Here is a 25,450-nt window from a genome sequence, read left to right on the forward strand (position 1 = left end):
TGTCATTCAACAATACGATTAAAACTGGTGTAGTGGTCGTCCGAGTAGTAACAATTATCGGTTCGCTTCAGCGGACCTCCGCAGACGATGCGACGCGCCCCGCGATTACGTGAGCGAGGCGTGGGAACGGTGTATTCGTGGTAATAGCCGCGCCGATGGGCCGGCAGCAACCGTTCGCGATTGCCGAATACGATGCCGTCCTTCTCATACGGGTAAGGCCCGCCTGCGGCAATCAAGTTCAATGTATTGACCGCTTCGCGTGGCAACTGCGCCAGCGCGACCGTGCCCAGCAACTGTACGTTCGAGTCGGCGAGTGCCGTGGAGTCGCGCGCAAACGCGCCAGGCACGGGGCCGGATAAAGCGCACAGCGTAACAGCACCGATCAGCACGCCTTTCATGCGTTGCCACTTGCGTGCCATGTATCAGGGTTCCCCGCTGTTAGATCACGAGTTTGACGACCATGAAAGTCGTAAGGGTATCGCTAATGGTCCCCGGAATCAACGTTCGCCAAGCGGCCCCAAACTTCCAATCAGGCGAGAAAGCACCACCGGAGGGACTTTGACGACTTTTGACAGAATATTAATCCTGGTCAGGCTAAAATTAGCCCGACAACGCGAATCGAGGTGACGGCAGGCAGAGGGGGAGCGGATGGTGGCTGCTTCGTGTGCGTCTGCAGACATCGGGATGCGCTGTTGCAAAGGGTTTGCAGCCCTTGAACGCTTTGGCGATGGAATTTTTTGTCTGACTTGCCGTTTTTTAGGGTGAGGGATCCCCTGTTCACCCTGAGGCGTGCCCGTTGCGGGCGCGCTTTTTTTTGCATGGCGCGGTCGTTCCCGCGCCATGCTTCGTGTGGATCGCGGATTAACGCGCCGCGATCACATCCGCCACCAGCAACGCCGTCATATTGACGATCCGGCGCACCGTCGCCGAAGCCGTCAGCACGTGCACCGGCCTGGCTGCGCCCAGCAGTATCGGACCGATCGCGATGTTGTTGCCCGCGGCGGTCTTCAGCAGGTTGTACGAGATGTTCGCCGCGTCGATGTTCGGCAGCACCAGCAGGTTCGCATCGCCTTCGAGCGTCGAGTCGGGCATCACTTCGCGGCGCAGGTTCGCGTCGAGTGCGATGTCACCGTGCATTTCGCCGTCCACCTGCAGGTCCGGCGCGCGCTCGCGCAAAATCGCCAGCGTGTCGCGCATCTTCTGCGCGGTCGGCGCGTTGCTCGTGCCGAAGTTCGAATGCGACAGCAGCGCCACCTTCGGCTCGATCCCGAAACGGCGCACTTCTTCGGCCGCCATGATCGTGATTTCCGCCAGTTGCTCCGGCGTCGGATCCACGTTCACGTGCGTGTCCACCAGGAAGATCTGGCGGTTCGGCAACACCAGCGCGTTCATCGCCGCGTACACTTTCGCGCCCGCCTTCCTGCCGATCACCTGATCGATGAAGTGCAGATGCCGGTGCGTGGTCGACACCGTGCCGCAGATCATGCCGTCCGCCTCGCCCTTTTCCACCAGCATCGCGCCGATCAGCGTGGTGCGGCGGCGCATTTCGAGCTTCGCCATCTGCGCGCTGATGCCCTTGCGCGACATCATCCGGTGATACTCCTGCCAGAAGTCGCGGTAACGCTCGTCGTGGTCGGTGTTCACCACCGTGTAGTCCTGCCCCGCGACCAGCCGCAGACCGTAGCGCGCAATGCGCTGCTCGATCACCGCCGGGCGGCCGATCAGGATCGGTTTGGCCAGCTTCTCGTCGACGATGATCTGCATGGCGCGCAGCACGCGCTCCTCCTCGCCTTCCGCGAACACGATGCGCTTCTTCTCCGGCTCGACGCTGCGCGCCAGCTGGAAAATCGGCTTCATGGTCGTGCCGCTGTGATACACGAACTGCTGCAGATGCTGTTCGTACGCGTCCATGTCCTCGATCGGCCGCTCGGCGACGCCCGAATCCATCGCGGCCTGCGCCACCGCCGGCGCGACCTTGACGATCAGGCGCGGATCGAACGGCTTCGGAATCAGATACTCCGGGCCGAACGAGAGATCCTGAATGCCATACGCCGTCGCGACGATATCGCTCTGTTCCTGGCGCGCCAGTTCGGCGATCGCATTGACCGCCGCGATTTCCATTTCCCGCGTCACCGTGGTCGCGCCCGCGTCCAGCGCGCCGCGGAACAGGAACGGGAACACCAGCACGTTGTTCACCTGGTTCGGATAGTCGGTGCGGCCCGTGCACAGCACCGCATCCGGGCGCACTTCGAGCGCCAGTTCCGGCAGGATTTCCGGTGTCGGGTTGGCCAGCGCCAGAATCAGCGGCTTGTCCGCCATCTGTTTGACCATGTCCTGCTTGAGCACGCCGCCGGCGGAGAGGCCGAGAAAAACGTCCGCGCCGCCGATGGCTTCGGCAAGCGTGCGGGCGTCGGTTTCACGCGCGAAGCGCTCCTTGTCCGGGTCCATCAGTTCGACACGGCCCTTGTAGACCACGCCGGCCAGATCGGTGACGGTGATGTTCTCCAGCGGCAGGCCGATGTCGACCAGCAGGTCCAGACAGGCCAGCGCCGCCGCGCCCGCGCCGGAGGACACCAGCTTGACCTCCCTGATGTCCTTGCCGACCACCTTCAGACCATTGGTGATGGCCGCCGCGACGACGATCGCGGTGCCGTGCTGGTCGTCGTGGAAGACCGGAATCTTCATGCGCTTGCGGCATTCGCGCTCGACGATGAAACAGTCCGGCGCCTTGATGTCTTCGAGGTTGATGCCGCCGAAGGTCGGCTCCAGCGCCGCGATCACGTCGACCAGCTTGTGCGGGTCGGACTCGTTCAGCTCGATATCGAACACGTCGATGCCGGCGAACTTCTTGAACAGCACGGCCTTGCCTTCCATGACCGGCTTCGAGGCGAGCGGCCCGATGTTGCCCAGACCCAGCACCGCGGTGCCGTTGGTGACCACGCCGACCAGGTTGCTGCGCGCGGTGAAACGCGCGGCGTTCAGCGGGTTTTCGACGATTTCCTCGCACGCGAACGCCACGCCCGGCGAGTACGCCAGCGCCAGGTCGCGCTGGTTGATCATCTGCTTGGTCGGGGCGATCGCGATCTTCCCGGGGGTGGGGAACTCGTGGTAATCGAGGGCGGCTTCGCGGAGTTTGCTATTGACGGGAGTCGACATAAGGCGGGCTTCGAAGGGCAGATTAGAATAGACGTTCGACGGCATTGTAGCCCCAATTGCCAGCCCGATTCCTTCAATACGGGTACAACTGCCGCGACTTAAACATAGCGAAAGCTTGACGCGGCGCGCGTGGGACCGAACGCGGCTCAGATCGGAGTTGTCCGCTGATCGCGCGTTTACCCTACTGCTACTTCATACGATGCACGCCGTTAGCCGAACTTCGCTGCACTAATCCGTTCACTCATGGCCACCATGCTCTCAGAGTTTTCGCTGATCGACCGCTTCTTCGCCAGCCGCGCCGCTGCCCGGCCATCCGGCGCCGCGAGCGGCACGCTCGGCATCGGCGACGACTGCGCGCTGCTCGCGCCGCCCGCAGGCGAAATGCTGGCGATATCGACGGACATGCTGGTGGAAGGCCGCCACTTCTTCCCCGACATCGATCCCGAGGCGCTGGGTCACAAAGCGCTCGCGGTGAATCTGTCGGACCTCGCCGCGATGGGCGCGAAACCACTGGCGTTCACGCTGGCGTTCGCGTTACCGAAGGCGGACGAAGCCTGGCTCGCCGCGTTCAGCGAAGGGCTGTTCGCACTGGCCGAACGCCACGGTTGCGAGTTGATCGGCGGCGACACGACCGGCGGCCCGCTGAATCTGTGCATCACGGTATTCGGCAGCGTGCCGCCGCACGCAGCGCTGCGCCGCGACGCCGCGCAACCAGGCGACGATATCTGGATTTCCGGCACGCTCGGCGACGCGCGCGCCGGCCTCGGCATACAGCGCGGCGAATGGTCCGCCGATGCCAGCGACGCTGCGGCGTTTCGTCGCGCTCTGGAGCGCCCTGAGCCGCGCGTCGCGCTCGGTCTCGCGCTGCGCGGCATCGCCCATGCAGCGCTCGACCTCTCGGACGGCCTTGCCGGCGATCTCTTGCACATCCTCGAACGTTCGAACCTGCAGGCCACCGTCGACGTCGATGCCGTGCCGCGTTCCGCCGCGCTGCGCCGTCTGCCGCCCGAGATCCAGCGCCGCTGCACGCTCGCCGGCGGCGACGACTACGAACTGTGCTTCACCGCGCCGGCCACGGCGCGCGCCTCGGTGGAAGCTGCCGGCCACGAGGCGGATGTACCCGTCACCCGCATCGGTACAATAAGCGCTCTCCAGGCGGCCCGGCGCCCGGCGATCGGCTGGCGCGACGCCGCCGGCGCGCCGCTCACACTGACGTTGCAAGGCTTCGACCACTTTCATGCAGACTGATCCCCCGCTCGGCGCTGCCGGCAAACTCATCGGCGGCGAGCCGCCCCGTGCGCCGCAGGCGCCCGATCCGCGGCCGCCGGGCCGTCAGCCGCGCCGTGCCACCGCGCGCTTCATGCTGTCGCATCCGCTGCACCTCGTGTCGCTCGGGTTCGGCAGCGGCCTGTCGCCGGTCGCGCCGGGCACGATCGGCACGTTGTTCGCGTGGGCCTCGTTCGCTGTCCTGAGCCGCTATCTGACGGTGATCGAATGGGGCCTGCTGATCGTCGCCGGCTTTATCGGCGGCATTGCGATTTGCGGATTTACCGCGAAGAGACTTGGCATCGACGATCCGTCGCCGGTGGTGTGGGACGAGATCATCGCCTTCTGGCTGGTGCTGCTGATGGTCACGCCGGTCACGCTGACCGGCCAGTTCTGGGCGTTCATCGTGTTCCGCTTCTTCGACATGGTGAAACCGCCGCCCATCGGTTATTTCGATCGCCGTCTGAAAGGTGGCTTTGGCATCATGTTCGATGACCTGGTCGCCGCGTTTTTCACGCTGCTCGTGATTGCGCTCTGGCGCATGTCCGTTTAACCGCTGCCCCGCGGCCGCCGCGCCGCCGGGCATCTACCCGGCCCCTGCTTTCCGGATTGACGCCATGTCTACCGATTCCGTCGTTCATCAGCTCGCCATTCGCGTGGGCAACCGTCTGCGCGACGAGCGCCTCATGCTCGTCACCGCCGAGTCCTGCACGGGCGGCATGGTGGCGACCGCGATCACCGACATTTCCGGCAGCAGCGGCTGGTTCGAGCGCGGCTTCGTCACGTATTCGAATCAGGCGAAGAGCGAGATGATCGGCGTACCCGCCGATCTGATCGACAGGCACGGCGCGGTCAGCGAGCCAGTGGCGCGCGCTATGGCCGAAGGCGCGCTGCGCAACAGCCGCGCGCAGGTGTCGGTGTCGATTACCGGCGTCGCCGGGCCGGGCGGCGGCACCGAAACCAAGCCGGTCGGCATGGTGTCGTTCGGCTGGAGCAACCGGCTGCATACGTCGGTGGAAACGAAGATTTTCAAGGGCGATCGCGAAAAGATCCGCGTGCAGGCCGCCGCGCATGCATTGCGCGGGATACTCGCGTTGCTCGACGAGCGCGAGCATTGACCTCTGTCCAGAGCGGGAAGCCCATGCCTGATCCTGATTTGCACGCGGTCAAGGACGTCAAGGACGTCAAGGACGAACTGATCCGCCGCCTCGATCTCAAGCCGCATCCCGAAGGCGGATTTTTTAGCGAGACGTACCGCTCGGCGGAGCGCGTGATCCGCGACAAAGATGGCAGTGGCTCGGCGCAAACGCGCTCGGCGTCGACCGCGATCTATTACCTGCTTTGCGACGGCGCGCATTCGGCGTGGCATCGGATCAAGTCCGACGAAGTCTGGCATTTTTATGCCGGCGAACCGTTGCACGTCCACGTGCTCGACGAAACCGGCGCGCTGGTGACGCACAAGCTCGGCAACGCGCTGACGCATGCGGATGCGGTGTTTCAGGCTGTGGTGCCGGCAGGGTTGTGGTTCGCAGCGGAATGCGCCGATCCGGCGACATTCGCGCTGGTGGGCTGCACCGTGGCACCGGGTTTTGAGTTCAGCGAGTTCGAGCTGGCGGATGTCCACGTGTTGAAAGCGCGGCATCCGCGGCATGCGGCGTTGATCGAGCGGCTGCGGCCGGCCTGACGGATACCCACCTGCCCGTTCCTCTGAAGCTCTCTTCGGGAAGGACAGCCCGCGTTACCGGAACGTGTTGATCCGGTCACGCGTTTCCATCGCGGCCTTTGCCGCGGCTTCGGCGAAATCGTCGTCCTTGCCCGCGTAAATAATCGCTCGCGATGAGTTGATCAGCATGCCCGTGCCATTCGCGGTGCGGCCGGCGTTGACCGTGGCCTGCACGTCGCCGCCTTGCGCGCCGATGCCCGGAATCAGCAGCGGCATATCGCCGACAATCCCGCGCACCACTTCGATTTCCTTCGGGAACGTCGCGCCGACCACCAGACCCAGTTGACCGCTCGCGTTCCATTTGTCCGCCGCCAGTTGCGCGACGACCTGATAGAGCGGCCGGCCGCCGGTTTCCAGGAATTGCAGGTCGGAGCCGCCCGCGTTCGACGTGCGGCACAGCACGATCACGCCTTTGCCTTCGTGCTCCAGATACGGCTGGATCGAATCGAAACCCATGTACGGATTCACCGTCACCGCGTCGGCCTGATAGCGCTCGAATGCCTCGCGCGCATACTGCTCGGCTGTGCTGCCGATGTCGCCGCGCTTCGCGTCGAGAATCACCGGCAAGCCCGGATGGTTCGCATGAATGTGAGCGATCAACTGCTCGAGCTGGTCTTCCGCTCGATGCGCCGCGAAGTAGGCAATCTGCGGTTTGAACGACGACGCGTACGGCGCGGCCGCATCGACGATCGTGCGGCAGAAGTCGAAAATCGCCTCGGGACGGCCCGCGAGCGCGCCCGGGAATTTGCTGGGCTCGGGATCGAGGCCGACGCACAGCAGCGAGTTGGTGCGCTGCCAGGCGTCGTTGAGTGTCTGGATGAAATGGGACATGGTGGGTCTCGCGGCGAGCAGGAAAACGGAAGAGGCGCGTATTTTACCCGTCCTGCGCGGCGAGCCGCGCCGGGGGCGCACGCGTCCGCGCGGTCGCCCCACCCTCGCCCCACCCTCGCCGCTACTGCCGCCGCTTCGAGCCGCGCGCGCCCGGCATCGAACGCAAGCCCGTGCGCTCGACGGTAAAGCGGAACGTGCGGGTAAGGCGCTCGCCACGTCCCAGCAAGGTCATGCCGTTTTCGCTTGCGCCGCCGGCCAGGTTCATCGCGTTGATCGGATGATCGACGGGTTCGAAGCAGAAGAAATCTTCGCCAGGCGGCGTGTACAGCACGTAGTAATCGGTGTCGGCGGCGATGTTCAGCGACAGGCGGCGCTTCGGCCACACCACCGCGGCCTGCCCGCTCCAGCCGGTAAAGGCGTGATTGACGATGGTTTCCGGCAGCGGATACGCCACGCCGAATTGCCAGGCGGGCGGCGCCGGCACGTGCCGCACCGGCAGCCAGTCGTCGCCGGAGAGCCATAGGCCGCCGGCCGCGGCCGACAGCTCGGTGTCCGCGTCGCGCACGAAGAACGGATGCACGCCCAGCCCGAAAGGCAGCGCCTCACGGCCGGCGTTTTCGACTTCGAGCGTGACGACGAGCGTCGGGCCGTCCAGCGTATAAGTTTGCGTTGCACGGTAGGCGTATGGCTTGCCGTCGCGGCGGTCGAGCGTGAGGCGGACGTTCTCACGGTCCGACTCCGCGACCTGCCATGCCGACTGCCAACCATCGCCGTGAATCGGCAAAGGTTCGTCGGCACGATTGCGCGGCACGTCCACGCGCCGGCCCGCCACGTTGAAATGCCCGCCGCCGATGCGGTTCGAATACGGCAGCAGCGGATAACAGGCGAGCTCGTTCGGCTGCGTGTCGGCCGCGACGTGGCGGCAGCGCCGGAAGATCGGCGTAAGCGCGCCGTCGTCGCGCCAGTCGAAACGGGTGACGCCGCCGCCGAGCGTCGGCGCGACATCGAGACGCAAATGCGTATTGGCGAGCGTAATGCACGCGACATCGCCGCCAGTGGTTTCGCCGACGGCCACCGCCGACGTGCTGGGCCCCGCAAGCACCGGATTGGCCGCCGCGGCAAGTCGCGAGCGTCGGCTCTGAGAGGTCTGGGCGGAGGAGGAAACGAGATTCGCAACAGTCATATCTGGCTCCATCGAGAGGCTTGGGACGTTGCCGTCATTGCTGACGGATGCTGGAGGGCGATTTTTTGAACAGGTCGCCTCTGGGTCCGAACTGCATGCTGCCGATTTGCTGCCACTGGGATTGCAACATCAACCTGCGATTCACTTTCGGATTCACTGGCTTGCCGCGCTTCGTCGCTTTATCGCCGCCTCGAGACCGGGGCAGCGCCATTCTGCGCTAAGCGGGCGCGCCCTGGAACACCGGTTCAGGCAAACCGCGCCGTCCGGGCGTCGCGACGAACACGCCGCCCGCCCGTTTGTCGCCGGCGAGCGCCGCCGCATCGAGAGCGCAGCGCGCGCTCGTGATGTACAGCGTGCCGAGTTGCGGACCGCCCAGCGCGACGCAACTCGGCTGCGCGGTCGGCACGTCGACGCGTTCCGTCTCCACGCCGTCCGGCCCGTAACGCACCACCCGCCCGCCGCCCCACTGCGCGTTCCACAGGCCGCCGTCGCGATCGACGGTCGAGCCGTCGGGTTCGCCGGTGGCATCGGTCAGCCGCGTGAACAGCCGGTGGTTGGCAACGCTACCGTCCGCGCGATAGTCGCAGACGCGGATTTCGCGCATGGGCGAATCGCAGTAGTACATCGTCGCGCCGTCGGGACTGAACGCGATGCTGTTCGAGATCGCCGGCGCGGGCAGCGGCAAACGCTCCAGCGACAAATCGTGATTGAGCCGGTAGAACCCACCGACCGGCCGCAGCGGCGTGCCTTCGTCTTTGGTCCCGAACACGAAGCGGCCTTGACGATCGCAGCGGCCGTCGTTCACACGCGTGTTCAAACCGGGTTCGACGTCGACGATACGCCGTGTCTCGCCGGTGGCCAGATCGAAAAACGCGAGATGCGTCGCCAGCCCAAGCAACAGGTAATGCGGATCGGCGCACAGCGCGAACGTGGCGAGACGCTCGTGCATGCGCCAGAACGTGCTGCGGCCGTCGCTCGGGTCATGGCGCCAGAGGCGCGCGCCTTCGATATCCGTCCAGTAGAAGCGGCCGGTTTGCGCGCACCATGTCGCGCCTTCGCCGAGCATGCATTTCGTGTCGAGCAGCAGCGCGGCGCGCCTGGCCGCCGCGACTGGCGAACCATTCGCACTCACGCCCAGCCTCCGTCCACGATGAGGTCCTGCGCCGTGATCATCCTGCTGTCGTCGGCGGCGAGGAAGAGCGCCATGCGGGCGAGATCGGCCGGTTCCAGCTCGGCGTCGATACACTGCCCTTCCTTGATCGACCGGCGGCCGGCGTCGTCGAGCCACAAGCGCTTCTGCTTCCCGGTCATCACCCAGCCCGGCACCAGCGTATTGACGCGGATATTGAACTGGCCGAGGTCGCGCGCGAGACCACGCGTCAAACCCTGCACCGCCGCCTTCGACATCACGTACACCGGATAGCCGCCGTTCTTCAGCATCCAGCTGATCGAACCGAGGTTGATGATCGAGCCGCCGTTGGCCGCCTTCATGTCGTCCATCACCGCCTGCGCCGCGAAGAACTGGTGGCGGATATTCACCGCGATGCCCGCGTCGAACGACTCGCGCGTGACTTCGCCGATGGTGTGGCGCTTGTCGTTCGCGGCGTTGTTCACCAGCACCTGGATCGGACCGAGGGCGGCCTTCACGTCGGCGATTGCTTTTTGCAGCGCGTCGATGTCGGTCAGGTCACACGGCAGAAACAGCGGCTTGTGCTTCGAGTCGCCGAGTTCGTCGGCGAGCGCTTCACCGGCGCTCGTGTCAATGTCGAAGAACGCGACACGCGCGCCTTGCGCCGCGAAATGCTCGACGAACGACGCGCCGATGCCAGTCGCGCCGCCCGTGATCAACACCGTGCGGTCGACAAGACTCGGATAGCGGGCGAAGGCGCTCTCCGCGAGACGGGCGTTTGCATTGGCCGGAGACGACATCGTTCGATTCCTTTTAGAGCAAGTAAGCTGGTCGCGGATTTAATCTCGTGATCCGCGATTCTTCAACTGGTCGAGCAGCACGGCGGCGAGCAGGATCGCGCCACGCACCAGATACTGATAGAACGCGTCGATGTTCATCAGGTTCATCACGTTTTCGACCGTGCCCATGATCAGCACGCCGATCACCACGCCGGAAATCGTCGCACGTCCGCCGAGCAGCGAGACGCCGCCCAGCACGCACGCCGAGATCACGTTCAGCTCGAAGCCTTCCGCGGCATTCGGCTGACCCGATGTGATGCGCGAGGCCAGAATCACACCGGCCAGTGCAGTCACCGCGCCCTGAATCAGGAAGATGTAGACGCGCGTGCGCTCCACATTGATACCGGCCAGACGCGACGCTTCCGGATTGCCGCCGATCGCGAGCGTATTGCGGCCATACACGGTCTGGTTGAGCATCACGCCGAACACGATGAAGCACAGCAGCGTGACCCAGATCGGCAGCGACACGCCGAAGAAGCTCAAGCCGCCCAGCGCGATAAACGTATCCGACGACACGCCGACCGCCTGACCGTGCGAGACGATAAAGCCGAGACCACGGACGATTTCCATCGTGGCGAGCGTCGTGATCAGCGCGTTGATGCGCAGATACGCGATCACCGCGCCGTTGACGAAACCGATCACGGCGCCCGCCGCCACCGCCGCGACGATCGCGATAAACGTGTTGCCGGTGGCGTTGAGCACCATCGCGCACAGCACGCCGGCGAACGCGACCGTCGAACCCACCGAAAGGTCGAAATCGCGCGAGGCGAGGCAGAACATCATCGTGCACGCCACCATGCCGATCTGCGAGATCGACAGCGCGAGGCCGAGCATGTTCTCGATCGAGAAGAAGTGATCGACGGTCAGCGACATGGTGGCGAACATCACCACAAAGATCACGATCAGGCTGTACTCGGTGATCTGCTGCCACCATTTCGCCTTGTCGTTGGTCTGCGGAATCAGCGCTTCGGCTGCGCCCTTGGCGGCCTGTTGCGCGAGGTTTTCTCTGGCTTGCATGTTGAAGACTCCTCCCGTTCCCCACGGGTTGCCGGACTTTCGTCCGATGATGTTCAGGCCGCCTGTTGGGCGGCGGTTTCCGTTCCGGCGTCGGTGCCAGGTAAGGCGGTCGAGCTTTGCGGTAGCGCGAGACTCAACACCGACTGTTCCGTTGCATCCTGGCGCGCCAGCTCGCCGGAAATCCGGCCCTGACGCATCACGACAATGCGGTCGGACACGCCCAGCACTTCCGGCAACTCCGACGAAATCATCACGATCGCGCAGCCGCGTTCGGCAAGCTGATAGATCACGTTGTAGATTTCATGCTTCGCGCCGACGTCGATGCCGCGCGTCGGCTCATCGAGAATCACCACTTTCAGATCCGGCTCGGCCAGCCAGCGCGACAGGATCGCCTTCTGCTGATTGCCGCCCGAGAGAAAGCGGATCTTCTGGCGGCGGCTCGGCGTCTTGATCTTCAGCAGCTTGATGAAACGGTCCGCCGTTTCCGCCTCCTTCTTGCGATCGAGGAACATGCCCGCGCGCAGATAGTGGCGGCGGCAACTGATATTGATGTTCTCCGACACGCTCGCCATCGCGACGATGCCCTCTTCCTTGCGGTCTTCGGGACACAGCACGATGCCGTGCCGGATCGCTTCGCCCGCGCTGCGCACCTTGATCGGCTTGCCGTCGAGCGTCAGTTCGCCGCCCTTCTTGCGATCGGCGCCGTACACCAGATGCATCAGTTCGCTGCGGCCCGCGCCCACCAGACCGAAGAAGCCGACGATCTCGCCGCGCCGCACTTCGAAGCTGGCCGGCTGCGCGAGCGCGTGGCCTTCGATCGCTTTCGCCGCGAAGCGTACTTCGCCGAGCGGCCGCGCCGAATAGTTATAGATGTCCGAAATTTCCCGCCCCACCATCTCGCTGACGATGGTGTCGCGCGACACACCTTCGAGCGTCGGATGCGAGGCGATCTTGCGGCCATCCCGGAAGATCGTGCAGGCGTCGCACAGCTCGTAGATCTCATCCATGCGGTGCGAGATGTAGATCATCGCGCGGTTGTCGGCGCGCAAGTCGCGCACCAGCTTGAACAGCACTTCGGTCTCACGGTGGGACAGCGAACTGGTCGGCTCGTCCAGCGCGATCACGCGCGCGTTGCGCAGCAGCGCCTTGCAGATTTCCACCATCTGCCGTTGCGCGATCGAGAGCTTGCGCAGCTTCGCGTTCGGATCGAGCGCCACGCCCATCGCTTCGAGGCGTTCGCGCACGAAGCGTTTGGCTTCGCGTTTGTTGACCCAGCCGAGCGAGTTCGGCAGTTGCCCGAGCAGCAGGTTTTCCGCGACCGTCAGATCGGGCACGTATTGCAGTTCCTGGTGAATCACCGCGATGCCCGCCGCGATCGACGACGCCGCGCTCGTGAAGCGCACCTCGTTGCCGTCGATCATCACGCGGCCCGAGTCGGGCTGATATTCACCGCCGAGAATCTTCAGCAGGGTCGATTTCCCTGCGCCGTTTTCGCCCATCAGGCCGTGCACCTGGCCGACGTTGACGTCGAAGGACACACCGTCGAGCGCGCGCACGCCTGGAAAGACCTTGCCGATATTGTCAAAACGTAGCGTCGCTGACACTTCGCCTCCTGTTGCTTCGTGTGAACCGTCTGTCTCTACTGCTGATCTTTTAATACTGCTGCCGGCGCGCGCACTCTCTCCGCGAAAGAGAAACACGCGCCGGCAGTTCACTGCATGTCCCGCGTCCCAACCAAACCGCTTAGTTGGCCGCGAGGCCCATCTTCTGGCGCACATCCGCGACGTTGTCACGCGTGGCCAGCATGCCGGTGGTCAGGGTCAGCGGCGGCGGTGCCTTGCCTTGCGTGATCCAGTCGTACATCAGCGTGGAGGTTTCCTCGCCGTGGCGCTTCGGGCTGATGATCACCGTGCCGTAGAAGCCCGTCGGCGACGGCTTCTTGAACTCGTTGAGTGCCGAGTCCGAACCGCCGATGCCGATACCGATCATGTTGTCCGCCTTGAAGCCGCGCCCTTCCGCTGCGCGCACCGCGCCGAGCACGGCTTCGTCGTTCAGACCGTAGGCGACCCAGTGCTTGAAGTTCGGATTCTTCGTCAGCGCGATGTTGGCCGCGTTGAACGCGTTTTCCGTGTCGGTCTTCGCTTGCGGCGCGGCGATCACGTTCGCTTTCGGGAAGCCGGCGGCGACCAGTGCGTCGGTTGCGCCGCTGGTGCGGTCATGCGCGGTGGGCAACTGTTCGTAGGTCACGTCGATCGCGCCCACGTCCTTCATGTCCCAGCCGCGCTTCTTGATTTCGGCAGCCAGGCCGTCGCCGACCTGCTTGCCGATGTTGTACGCCGAGATGCCCATATGCGGCACCGACGCGATCGGCTTGCCCGCGCCGTCGACCAGACGGTCGTCCACCGTCATCATCTTCAGGCCGTCGGCTTTCGCTTTCGCGACGATGCCCGGTCCGAGCTTGACGTCAGGCGTGCAGATCACGAAGCCTTGCGCCTTCTGCGCCGCCAGGTTGTCGATGGCGCTCATCACCTTCTCGCCCGACGGCGCGCCGATCTTCACCAGCGTGAAGCCCTTCTCTTTGGCGGCGATCTCGGCGAACTTCCACTCGTCCTGGAACCACGGCTCTTCCGGCTGCTTCACGAGGAAACCGATCTTCACCGGATCAGCGGCCTGCGCGACCGGTGCGTTGAAGAGCACACCCGCCGCCGCTGCTGCCAGCGTGAGGAAAATTCTACGTTTCATAATGCGTGTCTCCTGACTAATTGATAACGAGAAGGTATCGGCCGCGTCTTCTTGTACCGGGTGTGACACACGCGGCCAGCGCGTCGTCCGGTGTACTCGTTGCGCCCCTGCGCAATCCGGGTACTGCAAAATCAGTCGTGATACAGCGCCGAGCGGCCGCCATCCACCGTGATGCAGGTGGCGTTGATGAACGGCGCTTCGTCCGAGGCGAGGAATACCGCCGTCATCGCCACTTCTTCCGGGCGGCCGATGCGCTTCATCGGCTGCAGATCCAGCGTCGCCTGCTGCGCGGCGGCCGGATCGGCCTGTTCGTTCCACCAGTCGTGCGTCAATTGCGTTTCGATGTAACCCGGCGCGATCGCGTTGACCCGCACATTGCGCGGCGCGTATTCGATGCCGAGCGCGCGCGTCAGGCCGATCACGCCGTGCTTGGCCACGGGGTACGGAAAGCAGCCCGGAATGATCTTGAACGAGTGCGTCGACGCGATATTCACGATGCTCCCCGCGCCGCGCTCCACCATGCGCGGCAACACCGCGCGGCAACCGTTCCAGACGCCGTCGAGATCGACCGCGAAGCAGCGGCGCCAGTCGTCGTCGGTCATGGTCAACGGGTCGCAGAACACGTTGATGCCGGCGTTGTTCACCAGCACGTCCAGCGCGCCGAATGCGCGTTCGGCCTCGCTCACCGCGTGTTGAACCGAGGCCGCCTGCGTCACGTCGGTGTGTACCGCGAGCACGCGCGCGCCGGTCTGCGACCTGATGTGCTCCGCTGTCTGCTGCGCGGTTTCGATATCCAGTTCCGCCAGCACCACCGCCGCACCCTCGCGCGCGAACGCGTACGCGATCGCCGCGCCGATGCCGCGTCCCGCTCCGGTGACAAGCGCGACTTTGCCGGCGAGCCGTTTCATTTCTTCGCCCCTGCTCTGGCGATACGCAAACCGTTGATGAACGCCTTCGCATGCGACGCGGTCACGGCCGCGCTCTGACCCGGCTTGTACAGCGCCGAGCCGAGACCGAAACCGTTCGCGCCCGCGCTCAGAAACGGCCCCATGTTGTCCGGCGTGATGCCGCCCACCGGTACCAGCGGCACTTCCACCGCGATCACCGCGCGCCAGGCCTTCACGACCTGGCAGCCGAGCTGTTCGGCGGGGAACATCTTCAGCACGTCCGCGCCGTTCTTCAGCGCGATGAACGCTTCCGTGGGCGTCGCGACGCCCGGCGCGCAGGCCATGCCTTGTGCTTTCGCGGCGCTGACCACTTCCGGGTCGCTATGCGGCATGACGATCAGTTCGCCGCCCGCCGACTTCACGTCGTTGACGAAACTCGGATGCAGCACCGTGCCCGCGCCGACGATCGCATCGGCCGGCAACGCCTTGCGGATCGCAGCGATGCTGTCGAACGGTTGCGGCGAATTCAGCGGCACTTCGACGATCCGGAAACCGGCTTCGTAAAGCGCCTGACCGTGAGCGGCGGCATCAGCAGGCGTCACGCCGCGCATGATCGCGATCAGCGGACACGCTTCGAACGCCGCGATCAAACCCGCGTGCGGCAGATACGGAGCGGGCAGATTGATATGAGGTTGCATGTCGGTTCCTTGTTTCGTGAGCGGCGGCGCTGCCGGTTAGCCCGCGCGCGCCGCTTGGGGCGCGGGTTTGACGAGCCCCGCCTGCGAGGCGACGCGCCACAGGCCGCGCTCGGTGGCGTGCTTCACCAGCTCCGCCTGGGTGCAGCCGAATTGCGCCAGCGCGAGGCGATAGCGCTCGCACAACGCTTCGTTGCCGATCAGGCGCAGGCTTTGCCCGGCGAGTGCGCTTTGCTGTTGCGCGAGCACGGCGTCGAGGCCGGCCAGTTCGTGCCCGATCAGCAATCCCGACAGATAGTCGGGCTGCTGTTCGCGCGAAAGTTGTCCGGTGAGGCCGAGCGTGCGCGCGCTGAATATGGTCGCGAGCACGCCCGCGTGGCCCTTTTCCCGGGCGATGTTCACGCCATGCAGGAACGCGCCCGTATCCGGACGGTCCGGCGTGTCCATCGTGCGGCCGAGGATCGTGTGGTCGCGCAGGGCCGCGAACACTTCGCCGGTCATGAAAGTGTGAAACCGTTCGATCCGGCCCGCCTGCACCACCGCCCATTTCGCGTGGGTGCCGGGCAGGCCGATCAGCGAGCGCTTGCCGCTGTCGGCCGCGTTCGCGGCGCCCGCTTCCTGGCCGAGCGCGCCGAAAATCTGCGTTTCTTCGCCACGCATCACGTTGGGCAGTTCGCCGCGTTGCAGGACGCCCGGCACGATATGCAGCGTGACGCCGCACGCCGCCTTGACGCGAACGATGCCGGCCACCAGCGCGTCGGCGCTCGCCGGTGTGTCCACGTACGGCGCTTCCAGCCAGCCTTGCGCGCTGCCGACCATGCCTGCCGCGATCACCGGCACGGCGGGCGCATGTTCGAGCCAGGCGCCGCAGGCCTCGTCGAAAGCCGCGTCAAAGCCGCCCTGGTCCGCGCTGCACGGCAGGTTCATGATGCCCGCCGCCGAGCCGCGCGTGGCCAGCACGTTGCCGGACGCGTCGTACAGATACGCGCGCAGCGACGTCGTGCCCCAGTCGAGCGCGATCAGCGCGGCATGCGCGTGGCTGGCGTCGACCGCGCCTGCCGCTGCGTGACTGGCTGTCGGCGTGGGGGAACCCGCTTGCTTCATCGCTTGATCCTGCGGGTGGCCGGTTGCGGGGCGCGCCAGCCGAGTTCTTCCGAGATCGCGCGCGCCTCGCGCTGCACGACCGGAATCAGTTCGTCCATGCGTTCGAGCGACATATACGGAATCGTGCTCGCCACCGAAAGCGCCGCCACCACCGCGCCCGACGCATCGCGCACGGGCGCCGCGACGCAGCGGATCGACGCTTCGTTTTCTTCGAGGTCGAAGGTGTAGCCGCCGGCGGCGTAGTTCGCCATGCGCTGCATGAAGGTCTGCGCGTCGGGGCGGTTATCCGGCTTGAAGCTGACGCCGGCGAGCGCGCGCCGCGATGCGTCGAAGAGCGCTTGCCACACGTCCGGCGTGAGGTCGAGCATCATGGCCTTGCCGATTCCCGTCGATGCCAGCGGCATGCGGTGGCCGACGCGCGAGCGCATTTCGAGGCCGCGGGTGCCGGGGATCTTGTCGATGTACAGGACGTCGTCGCCGTCGCGCACGCCGAGGTGGATGGTGTCGAGGGTTTGCTCCGCGAGCGATTCGAGATGCTGACGGGCGACTGCGGTGAGCGGCATCTGTTCGAGCGCGATGGTGCCGAGTTCGATCAGCTTCGGGCCGAGCAGATAGCCGCCTTGCACCTGGCGCAGATAGCGCGCTTGCACGAGGCTGCTCACCAGTCGATGCGTGGTGCTGCGGGTCGTGCCGAGCGCGGCGCCGAAGGTGCGCAGGTCGCGTACGCCAGCGGCGGCGGCTTCCAGGATCGCGAGGCCGCGCAGCAGCGTTTGTGTGCCGGCTTGTTGCGGTGTGACGTCGAGCAGCGTGCTGGGTAAGGCGATTCCGTCGACCGGAGGCGGTTGGATACCTGCGGCGGCGCGGGGCACTTTGGCGGCGGGCGCGTTAGCGGCGGGCGCGGAACGCGGGGCGGCGTTGGGCGCCTGATCGGCGGATGGCGCCAGATCGGCTTCGGACGCGGTCGCGGCGTGAGTGGGCATCGCTTTGTTCATGGCGATTCGCTTTTCGGTGGTTTTCTTTGCGCTTACAGCGCGGGGCCGGAGAGAGGGCCTGGGGTGCTCGCCGTGTGGCGGGCGTGCTGCCTTTGAGGTTTAGGCATGGTTGGGCTTTTGTCTCCGGTTTTTTTGCTCTGCTTTTTTGGCTTTTTGGCGCTTTGGCGGCGGGAGAGGTGCTTGCCGGTGCGGCGCTTTGGGCGTTGGGTTGGATTGTAGGGCGGTTTTTGAGAAAGCTCCAATATGTGAGTGCTGGATTCATATAATGGGATTTTTTGTTTTGTTGTGTGTTCTGTATGGGATTTTTTGGTTTTTGGCCTTTTCTTTTCTTTGTGGTTTATTAGGGTTGCCCCTGTGCGGGGCGGCACTCACTTTCTTTGCGGCCGTGTATGGACCGGAGACATGGGTAACAGGTGTGCGGAGACATGGGTAACACTCTGGGCGAGCGAATCGCCTGGAGCCGGTTATGCCCTGGAACCCGAGAGACACCATGAATTTGCGTCTGGAATTCGTTCAACTGGCCTCGCAGGAAGGCGCCAACCGTCGTGAGTTGTGTCGGCGTTTTGGCATCAGCCCGAAGACCGGCTACAAGTGGCTCGATCGCCACGCAAAGGGTGGCGACACCGCGCTGACGGATCATTCGCGACGGCCCCAGCAGAGCCCGGCACGCACGCCACCGTCGGTCGAGCAGCGGGTGGTCGAACTGCGGCGGGCGCATCCGGCCTGGGGTGGACGCAAGATCAGCCGACGTCTGTGCGATCTGGGTCAAACGGATGTGCCCGCGCCCAGCACCGTGACCGATATCCTGCATCGACACGGGCTGATCGAGCCGGCCGCTTCCGCCGCCGCCACGGCCTGGCAGCGCTTCGAGCACGCGCAGCCCAACGATCTCTGGCAGATGGATTTCAAGGGCTGGTTCGACCTGCAGGACGGACGGCACTGTTCGCCACTGACCATGCTGGACGATCATTCGCGCTACAACGTGACCCTCGATGCCTGCATCAGCACCGACACCCGGATCGTGCAGCATCATCTGGAGCGCACGTTCCGCCGCTACGGGCTGCCGCTGCGCATCAACGCGGACAATGGTTCGCCGTGGGGCAGCCCCAGCCAGCCGGGCCAGTTGACCGAACTGGCCATCTGGCTCATCCGGCTGGGCGTGCGACTGTCGCACAGCCGCGTGGCGCATCCGCAGACCAATGGCAAGGAGGAGCGGTTTCATCGCACGCTGAAGGCCGAGGTGATCGCCGGGCGCCATTTCAGGGACCTGCGCAGCGCCCAGCAGGCGTTCGATGAGTGGCGCTCGGTCTACAACCACCAGCGCCCGCATCAGGCGCTGGACATGGCGACCCCGGTTACGCGCTATCGACCGAGCCCGCGTGCCTACCCCGAGAGCCTGCCGCCGATCGAGTACGGCGCAAACGACCACGTGCAGTACGTGAAGTGGAATGGTGAACTACGCTTCAGGAAGCAGCGCTTCAAGGTATCGAGCGCATTGCATAACCTGCCCGTGGCCATCCGGGAGCGCGTCGGTGAAGAGAACTGCTACGACCTGTTTTTTGCGCATCACCGTTTCGGAACCATCAACCTGAGTCCGCAGGAGTGAGCGGAGCATGTGTTACCCATGTCTCCGCACACCTGTTACCCATGTCTCCGGTCCATACACGGCCGCAAAGAAAGTGAGTGCCGCCCCGCACAGGGGCAACCCTAATAAACCACAAAGAACTCAAGGAAAGGCCAAAACCCCCAAAAAACACAGCCGCCAAAAAAAACCGCCGCACAGACAAAAAAAACATCTAATCCGGCAACTCCGCCGCCCCCATCCTCCGAGCAATCACCCGCGAGCGCTGAGCCAAATACGGCGACCCTCTATGCTCATCAAAATACTTAGGCTGCGGCAACATAACAGCCAACCGAGCCGACTGCGCAGCAGTCAACTTACTGGCCGAGGTCTTGAAATAGTAATGAGCCGCCGCCTCAGCCCCATAAACCCCATTCCCCCACTCAACGGAGTTGAGATAAATCTCAAAAATGCGTTCCTTATCCATCAAGGTCTCAAGCATCCAGGTAATGATAAGCTCCTGCCCCTTCCGGATATAACTCTTCTCCCGCGACAAAAACAGATTCCGCGCCAACTGCTGGGTAATCGTCGACCCACCACGAACAATCTTGCCCTTGGCCTTATTCCGCTCCCAGGCCTGCAAGATAGCGTCCGTCTCATACCCATTGTTATTGACGAAATTCGCATCCTCGGAAGCAATGATCGCGCGCTTCAGATTGCGCGAAATCTGGTCATACGGCACCCACGTATGCTGCACGGAAAGATCCGGCCGATCCTGCGACAACCGCCATGCGTCCGACCGCATAAACGAGGTGGTCCGCGGATTCACGTAATTCCACACCGCGATCTGCGCGAAGTAAAACGCCTGCGTCGCCAGCCACGCAATCGCCACTACCGCGCCCAGATAAAACATCCATCGCACCGGACCTGGCCGGCTCACGCGCCGCGTTGCTGTCATCGTGCTCGAGATCCTCGTGTCGGTGAATGCGGCAAGGTGATGCGCAACTTTATGCGTGCGACGGCGCCGTCAACAGCGCCCGCAATTCGGCCAGCACCGGCGCGCCGTCAGGCCGCACGCCGCGCCACACATAAAACGATTCGGCGGCCTGCTCGACCAGCATGCCGAGTCCATCTGCACCGCGCGCGCCCAGTTTCCGCGCGTGTTCCATGAACACCGTGGGATGCGCGCCATACATCATGTCGTAAGCGAGTGTGCCGCTGCCGAACGCTCGGTCGTCGCACTCGGGCAACGACGCGTCCAGGCTCCCCGCCGTGGCGTTCACGATCACGTCATACGCGCCCGCTTCGATCGCCCGCGCGCTGCCGCCGCCCAGCCGGCACGCGGCGTCGCGCGCGGCCTGCGCGAACTGATCGACCAGCGCTTCGGCCTTCTGCGCGGTGCGATTGATGATGGTCAGCGTATGCGGCGCCCGCTCCAATATCGGCAGAACCACGCCGCGCGCGGCGCCGCCCGCACCCAGCAACAGAATGCGCGCGCCCTTCAGGGACACGCCGAGATTCACCTCGATATCGCGCACGAGACCAAAGCCATCGGTGTTGTCGCCGTAAATACCGTTCGCATCGACGCGCAACGTGTTCACCGCGCCCGCGGCGGCCGCGCGCGGCGACAACGTGTCGGCGAACGTACACGCTTCGAGCTTGAACGGCACGGTCACGTTCAGGCCGCGCCCGCCTGCTTCGATGAAAGCCCGCACGGTGGGCACGAACGCATCCACCGGCGCGAGCAGGCGGCCATACTCGATAGCCTCGCCGGTCTGCTCGGCAAAGCGGCCGTGAATGAACGGTGACTTGCTGTGGCCGACCGGATTGCCGATAACCGCGTACCGGTCGAGTGAATCGCCGGCGCTCATCGTCCCGGCTCCGCGACGTGCCGATGCGTGGCGGCATCGCTCGCGCTTTCGCCCTCGCCTTCGCCATTTGCGGCGTCGTTCGGCGCGGCCGCCGCCTCGCTGCCGTCGAGTTCGGCTTCGGCCTGAGCCTCGGCTTCGCCTTCGGCGCTCTCGTCGGGCGCGTCGATGATTTCTTCTTCGCTCTCGTCCGCTTCTTCGGCCTCGCTGCCGCTCGTCACGGTCGGCGCGTCGAGTACGTGCAGGAGACGCACGGACGCTTCGACCGTCAATTCATCGATCGACATCACTTCCATCTGCAAACGCGTGCCGCGTGCGTGCACGCCGAGGCCCGGCACGTGGAGCAGCAGAGGAATCTCTTCGAGGCGCACCAGATCGCCCTTCACCACCGACGCCACCACCTGCTTCCGGTTCTCCTGCTTCAGCCAGCGCAGACACCAGAAGTACTCCATGCGGCGTTGATGATCGGCATACGCGGTGTACGTATCGTCGAACCCTTGCACGACGGCGAACAGGTCGGCGTCTTTCGGCTTGAACGGCGCGGCCAGTTTCGCGGTCACGCCATGCTGCACGCAGGCGATCAGTTGCCACTGGTTCACCAGGTCGACATAACGGCGCAGCGGCGACGTGCTCCAAGCGTACTGGGTGACGCCGAGGCCTTCGTGCGGCGCGGCGTTGGTCTGCATGCGCGTGCGCTTGGGGCCGGTCGGCGCGCCGAATGCGCGCTGCGTGCGATAGATGCCCGGCACGCCGTGGTCGTGCAGGAACGCGCCCCACGACGAGTTCGCGAGAATCGCCAGCTCGGCGACGATCGTATCGAGCGGCGAACCACGCCGGCGCGGCGTGATCGTGACGTGCTCGCCTTCCACGTAGAAGTTGAAGTCGGTATTGCGCTGCACTTCGCGGCGCAGCCCATAGCTGGCGCGCGCGGCCTGGCGCTTTTCGAACAGCGCCTGCGCGAACGGCCACAGCACGGCAAGGTCTTCCTTGTGCGGATAGTCGCCGGTGCCGGCGGCCAGCGCCTCTTCGGTCACCAGTTCATCGAGCGTGTTGTGGCGCAGATTGTTTTTCACGAACACGCGCTCGGCGCGCGTTTCGCTCGCGACGATTTCCTGGGTCTCGCGATTGACGATCACATACAGCGAAAGCGCCGGGCGCAAGCCGCCTTCGGCCAGCGTGAACGCTTCAACCACGCTGTCGGGCAGCATGGTGATCTTGTCGCCCGGCATATACACGGTGGAGAGGCGCGTGCGCGCGATCGCGTCGACCTCGTCGCCGCGCTGAATGCCGAGCGCCGGCGCGGCGATATGCACGCCGATCCGCACGCGGCCATCCGCCAGATGCTCGACGGAGAACGCATCGTCGATTTCGGTGGTGGTGATGTCGTCGATCGAGAACGCCTGCACGTCCGCTTCCGGGAGATCTTCCGGTACGCTGCCAACAGTGACCGGCGGAAAGCCGGTGCCGTGCGGGAAAAACTCGGAGAGAAATTTCGCTTCGTGCAACGCGCGCGCCGACGGAATGGCGCCGCATTCGAGCATCAGGCGCGCTTGCGAAATGCCGCGCGCCGCCGCGGCGCCTTCGAGCGCCTTGTATTCGATCGTGTTCTTGTCGGGCCTGGTCAACAGCGCCAGCGCCTTGCTGCCGGTAAAGGCGCCCGGCAGCCGGCCGGCCTTCAGCTCTTCTTCATAACCGGCCTGCACCAGCGCCTGCTGACGCTTGCGCTCCAGCCCGGCAAGCGCCATTTTCAGTTGCTCCTGCGGCGCGCGCTGATACATGCCGCGGCCCTTGCGGCGGAAATACACCGGCGACCCATGCAGGCGCAGCACCAGCGCGGCGCGCTCGATCGCGCCGAAGCGTTCGCCAAAGTACTCGGCGCCGAGCGTGGCGAACGGGAATTCGTCGTCAGGCGCGCATTCCCACAGGAAGTCGAGATCGATCTCCTGCGCGGCGGCGTCGGCCTGCTGCATGAGCTCGGCCGCGCTCGGCTTGTCGAATTCGATCAGCACATCTTTCGCGCGCACCTTGGTGCGGCGGCCGCCCGGCAACTCGACCTGAAAAGCGTCGCCCTGGCGCGACAGCACGCTGCCGGCCTTGAAACTGCCCGATTCCTCGAAGAAAACGTTCACTCAATACTCTCGTTCTGACTTGCATCTGCCGGCGCGCCCGATCTTGCTCAGCGATCGGTCACTGCGTGCGCGGCACGGCAACGTGTTCGTGGTAGTGGATCCGCGGCGCGATACGCGCGCGCCGGCGGCATGGATCTGATGCGCGGCTAATGCCTCGCTGCCGCAATGCCCGGCCTCAGGCGGCTTCGCGCGGCGCCGGCGGCTCGACGTCTTCCGCGTCGCAAAAAGCCAGCACTTCGTCGACGTATTGCGCGAACTCGCTGATCGCGTGGTCACTCCCTTCGATCAGCGTAGTGCGCGCGCCGGGATAGTGCGCGAGCATTTCGCGGTAGTCGAGCACTTCGTCGCCGGTGGCGGCCATCAAATAATAGCGTTCGGGCCGCGTGATCGACGCGACGCCGAGCTCGCGCAGCTCATCCAGATGATGCGGCTCGACGACGATGCTGCCGCCGCCGTGCCACAACGGCTGCTCGCCGAGATAGGCGCTCAGATCGCGCTGCGGCACGACCGCCGGGTTCAGCAGCACCGCCGGCCAGCCGTGTTTCTCGGCCAGATAGGTGGCGAAGTAGCCGCCCAGCGAACTGCCAATCAGCGTGACGTTTTTCGGCTTCGCGGCGGCCACCAGCGATTCGGCGAGCGCCACCGTCTCGAACGGCGAAACCGGCAGCATGGGGCAGCACCATTCGTCGCTGCGGCCGAGTTCGACAAGCCGTGCCGCCAGCACGCGCGCCTTGAACGAATTGGGTGACGAGCGGAAACCGTGCAGATAAAGGATCACGAAGTGCCTCGCGCGGAAAGAGCATCGAGCAGTTTCTGATGCACGCCGCCGAAGCCGCCGTTGCTCATCACCAGAATCTGGTCGCCGGGGCGCGCTGTGTGAACTACCGCTTTGACCAGCGCGTCGAGATTGTCGAAAGCCTGCGCCTTGCCGCCGAGCGGCGCGAGCGCTTCGCCGAGATTCCAGCCGAGCGCGTCGCGGCCGGTCGGCGCGCCGTAGCCGAAGACGAGATCGGCGTCGGCAAGGCTGGCCGGCAACTGCGCTTTCATCACACCAAGCTTCATGGTATTGGAGCGCGGTTCCAGTACGGCGAGAATGCGCGTGTTGTCGCGGCCCACGCGGGCGCGCAGCCCGGCCAGGGTGGTCTCGATGGCGGTGGGATGATGGGCGAAGTCGTCATAGACGGTGACGCCGTCGACGCTGCCGCGCACCTCCATGCGGCGCTTGACGTTGCGAAAGCTCGCCAGCGACCGGGCGGCTTGCGCCGGCGGCACGCCGACATGGCGCGCGGCGGCGATCGCGGCCAGCGCGTTCATGCGGTTGTGCTCGCCTTGCACTTGCCACTCGACCGCGCCGACGCGCTCACTGTTGTGATAGACGGCGAAACGCTCGTCGACCGGCACGCCGTCTTCGGCCGGCAGTGTTTCCCAGCCGCCCTGCACGCCGAAGCGCTCCACTTCGCTCCAGCAACCGCGCGTCAGCACGCGCTCGAGCGCGTCTTCACGGCCGTTCGTCACGATCCGGCCAATGCCCGGCACGGTGCGGATCAGGTGGTGGAACTGAGTTTCGATCGCGGCCAGATCGGGGAAAATATCCGCGTGATCGAATTCGAGGTTGTTCAGCACGGCGGTTTTGGGCCGGTAGTGGACGAACTTCGAGCGCTTATCGAAAAAGGCCGTGTCGTATTCGTCGGCTTCGATCACGAAGAAGCTGGAATCGGTCAGCCGGGCCGACACGCCGAAATTCAGCGGCACACCGCCGATCAGGAAGCCCGGATTGAGGCCGGCGTCTTCGAGCAGCCATGTCAGCATGGAGCTGGTGGTCGTCTTGCCGTGCGTGCCGGCCACCGCCAGCACCCATTTGCCGTTCAGCACATGCTCGCCGAGCCATTGCGGACCGGAGGTATACGGCAGGCCGCGGTCGAGAATGGCCTCCATCAGCGGGTTGCCGCGTGAGACCACGTTGCCGATCACGAACAGATCCGCGTTCAGACCGTTCAGCTGGTCCGCGTCGTAACCTTCGATCAGACCAATGCCTTGCGCCTCCAGCTGCGTGCTCATGGGCGGATAGACGCCGGCGTCGCAACCCGTCACGGTGTGGCCCGCGCCGCGCGCGAGGACCGCGAGACCGCCCATGAACGTGCCGCAAATACCGAGGATGTGGATGTGCATAAGCCTGTCGTGCCGCGCGGGCGTTTTTCCTGGAAGGGCCCCCTAACCTGCCGCTTCGCGCCAGGCCCCCGAGGGGGCAAGAAAACCTGGGGCGGCCCGGCGTTTTCCTGAGAGGGATGGGAGCGCAGAAGAGCGGCCGAAACGACCGTCTGCAAAGGA

General features: G+C 65.0%; 23 protein-coding genes. 5 read left to right on the forward strand and 18 right to left on the reverse strand.

The window, feature by feature from the left end; all coding sequences use genetic code 11:
• Positions 1 to 2 precede the first annotated feature (2 nt).
• The gene (locus BXE_RS19075; RefSeq protein WP_011489852.1) at positions 3 to 419 is read right to left on the reverse strand and encodes a ribonuclease; all 417 of its coding nucleotides are present in this window, start codon (positions 417 to 419) and stop codon (positions 3 to 5) included.
• A gap of 442 nt (positions 420 to 861) precedes the next feature.
• Entirely contained in the window at positions 862 to 3,201 is a 2,340-nt protein-coding gene (locus BXE_RS19080) for an NADP-dependent malic enzyme (protein WP_011489854.1), read from the reverse strand.
• A gap of 207 nt (positions 3,202 to 3,408) precedes the next feature.
• Between BXE_RS19080 and thiL the strand changes: the two genes are divergently transcribed.
• From thiL to BXE_RS19100, 4 genes are all read left to right on the forward strand, one after another.
• Positions 3,409 to 4,404, forward strand: coding sequence for a thiamine-phosphate kinase (thiL, locus tag BXE_RS19085; protein ID WP_038458519.1), 996 nt, complete (start codon positions 3,409 to 3,411; stop codon positions 4,402 to 4,404).
• Positions 4,394 to 4,975 (forward strand): phosphatidylglycerophosphatase A family protein, encoded by a 582-nt coding sequence (locus BXE_RS19090; protein WP_011489856.1) that lies wholly within the window; start codon positions 4,394 to 4,396, stop codon positions 4,973 to 4,975. Before thiL ends, BXE_RS19090 begins: the two co-directional genes overlap by 11 nt.
• 64 nt (positions 4,976 to 5,039) lie before the next feature.
• Entirely contained in the window at positions 5,040 to 5,540 is a 501-nt protein-coding gene (locus tag BXE_RS19095) for a CinA family protein (protein ID WP_011489857.1), read from the forward strand.
• A 23-nt stretch (positions 5,541 to 5,563) separates the two neighbouring features.
• Positions 5,564 to 6,106, forward strand: coding sequence for a cupin domain-containing protein (locus BXE_RS19100; protein WP_011489858.1), 543 nt, complete (start codon positions 5,564 to 5,566; stop codon positions 6,104 to 6,106).
• Between the two features lie 54 nt (positions 6,107 to 6,160).
• Here BXE_RS19100 and pyrF read toward each other — a convergent pair whose 3' ends face one another.
• From pyrF to BXE_RS19155, 11 genes are all read right to left on the reverse strand, one after another.
• Positions 6,161 to 6,976, reverse strand: coding sequence for an orotidine-5'-phosphate decarboxylase (gene pyrF / locus BXE_RS19105; protein WP_011489859.1), 816 nt, complete (start codon positions 6,974 to 6,976; stop codon positions 6,161 to 6,163).
• A 121-nt stretch (positions 6,977 to 7,097) separates the two neighbouring features.
• Positions 7,098 to 8,159 (reverse strand): aldose 1-epimerase, encoded by a 1,062-nt coding sequence (locus tag BXE_RS19110; RefSeq protein WP_038457330.1) that lies wholly within the window; start codon positions 8,157 to 8,159, stop codon positions 7,098 to 7,100.
• A gap of 217 nt (positions 8,160 to 8,376) precedes the next feature.
• Entirely contained in the window at positions 8,377 to 9,291 is a 915-nt protein-coding gene (locus BXE_RS19115) for an SMP-30/gluconolactonase/LRE family protein (protein WP_011489861.1), read from the reverse strand.
• Complete coding sequence (locus BXE_RS19120; protein WP_011489862.1) at positions 9,288 to 10,088, reverse strand: SDR family NAD(P)-dependent oxidoreductase; 801 nt, start codon at positions 10,086 to 10,088, stop codon at positions 9,288 to 9,290. Before BXE_RS19120 ends, BXE_RS19115 begins: the two co-directional genes overlap by 4 nt.
• A 39-nt stretch (positions 10,089 to 10,127) precedes the next feature.
• Entirely contained in the window at positions 10,128 to 11,144 is a 1,017-nt protein-coding gene (gene araH / locus BXE_RS19125) for an L-arabinose ABC transporter permease AraH (RefSeq protein ID WP_011489863.1), read from the reverse strand.
• A gap of 53 nt (positions 11,145 to 11,197) precedes the next feature.
• Complete coding sequence (gene araG / locus BXE_RS19130) at positions 11,198 to 12,748, reverse strand: L-arabinose ABC transporter ATP-binding protein AraG (protein WP_011489864.1); 1,551 nt, start codon at positions 12,746 to 12,748, stop codon at positions 11,198 to 11,200.
• Positions 12,749 to 12,887: 139 nt separating this feature from the next.
• Positions 12,888 to 13,886, reverse strand: coding sequence for an arabinose ABC transporter substrate-binding protein (locus BXE_RS19135; RefSeq protein WP_011489865.1), 999 nt, complete (start codon positions 13,884 to 13,886; stop codon positions 12,888 to 12,890).
• Positions 13,887 to 14,017: 131 nt separating this feature from the next.
• On the reverse strand, positions 14,018 to 14,794 hold the full coding sequence (locus tag BXE_RS19140; protein WP_011489866.1) for an SDR family oxidoreductase: 777 nt from the start codon (positions 14,792 to 14,794) through the stop codon (positions 14,018 to 14,020).
• Positions 14,791 to 15,471: a 2-dehydro-3-deoxy-6-phosphogalactonate aldolase gene (locus BXE_RS19145; protein ID WP_011489867.1), complete on the reverse strand. Its 681-nt coding sequence runs from the start codon at positions 15,469 to 15,471 to the stop codon at positions 14,791 to 14,793. Before BXE_RS19145 ends, BXE_RS19140 begins: the two co-directional genes overlap by 4 nt.
• 36 nt (positions 15,472 to 15,507) lie before the next feature.
• Positions 15,508 to 16,572: a 2-dehydro-3-deoxygalactonokinase gene (locus BXE_RS19150; protein WP_011489868.1), complete on the reverse strand. Its 1,065-nt coding sequence runs from the start codon at positions 16,570 to 16,572 to the stop codon at positions 15,508 to 15,510.
• Positions 16,569 to 17,564 carry an IclR family transcriptional regulator gene (locus BXE_RS19155; protein WP_038457326.1) on the reverse strand — a complete coding sequence of 332 codons (996 nt, stop codon included), beginning with the start codon at positions 17,562 to 17,564 and terminating at the stop codon, positions 16,569 to 16,571. Before BXE_RS19155 ends, BXE_RS19150 begins: the two co-directional genes overlap by 4 nt.
• Before the next feature lie 466 nt (positions 17,565 to 18,030).
• Here BXE_RS19155 and BXE_RS19160 point away from each other — a divergent pair, with 466 nt between their 5' ends.
• Positions 18,031 to 19,170: an IS481-like element ISBxe3 family transposase gene (locus BXE_RS19160; protein ID WP_011486500.1), complete on the forward strand. Its 1,140-nt coding sequence runs from the start codon at positions 18,031 to 18,033 to the stop codon at positions 19,168 to 19,170.
• Between the two features lie 190 nt (positions 19,171 to 19,360).
• On the opposite strand, the gene mtgA is transcribed toward BXE_RS19160, so the two are convergent.
• The 5 genes from mtgA to mpl all read right to left on the reverse strand — a co-directional run bounded on the left by mtgA (position 19,361) and on the right by mpl (position 25,291).
• Positions 19,361 to 20,083: a monofunctional biosynthetic peptidoglycan transglycosylase gene (mtgA, locus tag BXE_RS19165; protein ID WP_011489870.1), complete on the reverse strand. Its 723-nt coding sequence runs from the start codon at positions 20,081 to 20,083 to the stop codon at positions 19,361 to 19,363.
• 49 nt (positions 20,084 to 20,132) lie between these two features.
• Positions 20,133 to 20,996 (reverse strand): shikimate dehydrogenase, encoded by an 864-nt coding sequence (gene aroE, locus BXE_RS19170; RefSeq protein WP_011489871.1) that lies wholly within the window; start codon positions 20,994 to 20,996, stop codon positions 20,133 to 20,135.
• Positions 20,993 to 23,122, reverse strand: coding sequence for a ribonuclease catalytic domain-containing protein (locus BXE_RS19175; protein WP_011489872.1), 2,130 nt, complete (start codon positions 23,120 to 23,122; stop codon positions 20,993 to 20,995). The genes aroE and BXE_RS19175 overlap by 4 nt, the downstream gene beginning before the upstream one ends.
• 175 nt (positions 23,123 to 23,297) lie before the next feature.
• The gene (locus tag BXE_RS19180; RefSeq protein ID WP_011489873.1) at positions 23,298 to 23,900 is read right to left on the reverse strand and encodes a YqiA/YcfP family alpha/beta fold hydrolase; all 603 of its coding nucleotides are present in this window, start codon (positions 23,898 to 23,900) and stop codon (positions 23,298 to 23,300) included.
• Positions 23,897 to 25,291, reverse strand: a complete 1,395-nt coding sequence (gene mpl, locus BXE_RS19185; protein WP_011489874.1) for a UDP-N-acetylmuramate:L-alanyl-gamma-D-glutamyl-meso-diaminopimelate ligase — start codon at positions 25,289 to 25,291, stop codon at positions 23,897 to 23,899. Before mpl ends, BXE_RS19180 begins: the two co-directional genes overlap by 4 nt.
• Between the last annotated feature and the right edge of the window lie 159 nt (positions 25,292 to 25,450).

Origin of the sequence: Paraburkholderia xenovorans LB400 (genome assembly GCF_000013645.1) — a bacterium.
Taxonomy (GTDB): domain Bacteria; phylum Pseudomonadota; class Gammaproteobacteria; order Burkholderiales; family Burkholderiaceae; genus Paraburkholderia; species Paraburkholderia xenovorans.

What these genes read in the sequence shown, in the direction of transcription:
- BXE_RS19075 (WP_011489852.1), bottom strand. Translation starts at nt 419, where the DNA reads ATGGCACGCAAGTGGCAACGCATGAAAGGCGTGCTGATCGGTGCTGTT.
- BXE_RS19080 (WP_011489854.1), bottom strand. Translation starts at nt 3,201, where the DNA reads ATGCCGTCGAACGTCTATTCTAATCTGCCCTTCGAAGCCCGCCTTATG.
- thiL (WP_038458519.1), top strand. Translation starts at nt 3,409, where the DNA reads ATGCTCTCAGAGTTTTCGCTGATCGACCGCTTCTTCGCCAGCCGCGCC.
- BXE_RS19090 (WP_011489856.1), top strand. Translation starts at nt 4,394, where the DNA reads ATGCAGACTGATCCCCCGCTCGGCGCTGCCGGCAAACTCATCGGCGGC.
- BXE_RS19095 (WP_011489857.1), top strand. Translation starts at nt 5,040, where the DNA reads ATGTCTACCGATTCCGTCGTTCATCAGCTCGCCATTCGCGTGGGCAAC.
- BXE_RS19100 (WP_011489858.1), top strand. Translation starts at nt 5,564, where the DNA reads ATGCCTGATCCTGATTTGCACGCGGTCAAGGACGTCAAGGACGTCAAG.
- pyrF (WP_011489859.1), bottom strand. Translation starts at nt 6,976, where the DNA reads ATGTCCCATTTCATCCAGACACTCAACGACGCCTGGCAGCGCACCAAC.
- BXE_RS19110 (WP_038457330.1), bottom strand. Translation starts at nt 8,159, where the DNA reads ATGACTGTTGCGAATCTCGTTTCCTCCTCCGCCCAGACCTCTCAGAGC.
- BXE_RS19120 (WP_011489862.1), bottom strand. Translation starts at nt 10,088, where the DNA reads ATGTCGTCTCCGGCCAATGCAAACGCCCGTCTCGCGGAGAGCGCCTTC.
- araH (WP_011489863.1), bottom strand. Translation starts at nt 11,144, where the DNA reads ATGCAAGCCAGAGAAAACCTCGCGCAACAGGCCGCCAAGGGCGCAGCC.
- BXE_RS19135 (WP_011489865.1), bottom strand. Translation starts at nt 13,886, where the DNA reads ATGAAACGTAGAATTTTCCTCACGCTGGCAGCAGCGGCGGCGGGTGTG.
- BXE_RS19140 (WP_011489866.1), bottom strand. Translation starts at nt 14,794, where the DNA reads ATGAAACGGCTCGCCGGCAAAGTCGCGCTTGTCACCGGAGCGGGACGC.
- BXE_RS19145 (WP_011489867.1), bottom strand. Translation starts at nt 15,471, where the DNA reads ATGCAACCTCATATCAATCTGCCCGCTCCGTATCTGCCGCACGCGGGT.
- BXE_RS19150 (WP_011489868.1), bottom strand. Translation starts at nt 16,572, where the DNA reads ATGAAGCAAGCGGGTTCCCCCACGCCGACAGCCAGTCACGCAGCGGCA.
- BXE_RS19155 (WP_038457326.1), bottom strand. Translation starts at nt 17,564, where the DNA reads ATGAACAAAGCGATGCCCACTCACGCCGCGACCGCGTCCGAAGCCGAT.
- BXE_RS19160 (WP_011486500.1), top strand. Translation starts at nt 18,031, where the DNA reads ATGCCCTGGAACCCGAGAGACACCATGAATTTGCGTCTGGAATTCGTT.
- mtgA (WP_011489870.1), bottom strand. Translation starts at nt 20,083, where the DNA reads ATGACAGCAACGCGGCGCGTGAGCCGGCCAGGTCCGGTGCGATGGATG.
- aroE (WP_011489871.1), bottom strand. Translation starts at nt 20,996, where the DNA reads ATGAGCGCCGGCGATTCACTCGACCGGTACGCGGTTATCGGCAATCCG.
- mpl (WP_011489874.1), bottom strand. Translation starts at nt 25,291, where the DNA reads ATGCACATCCACATCCTCGGTATTTGCGGCACGTTCATGGGCGGTCTC.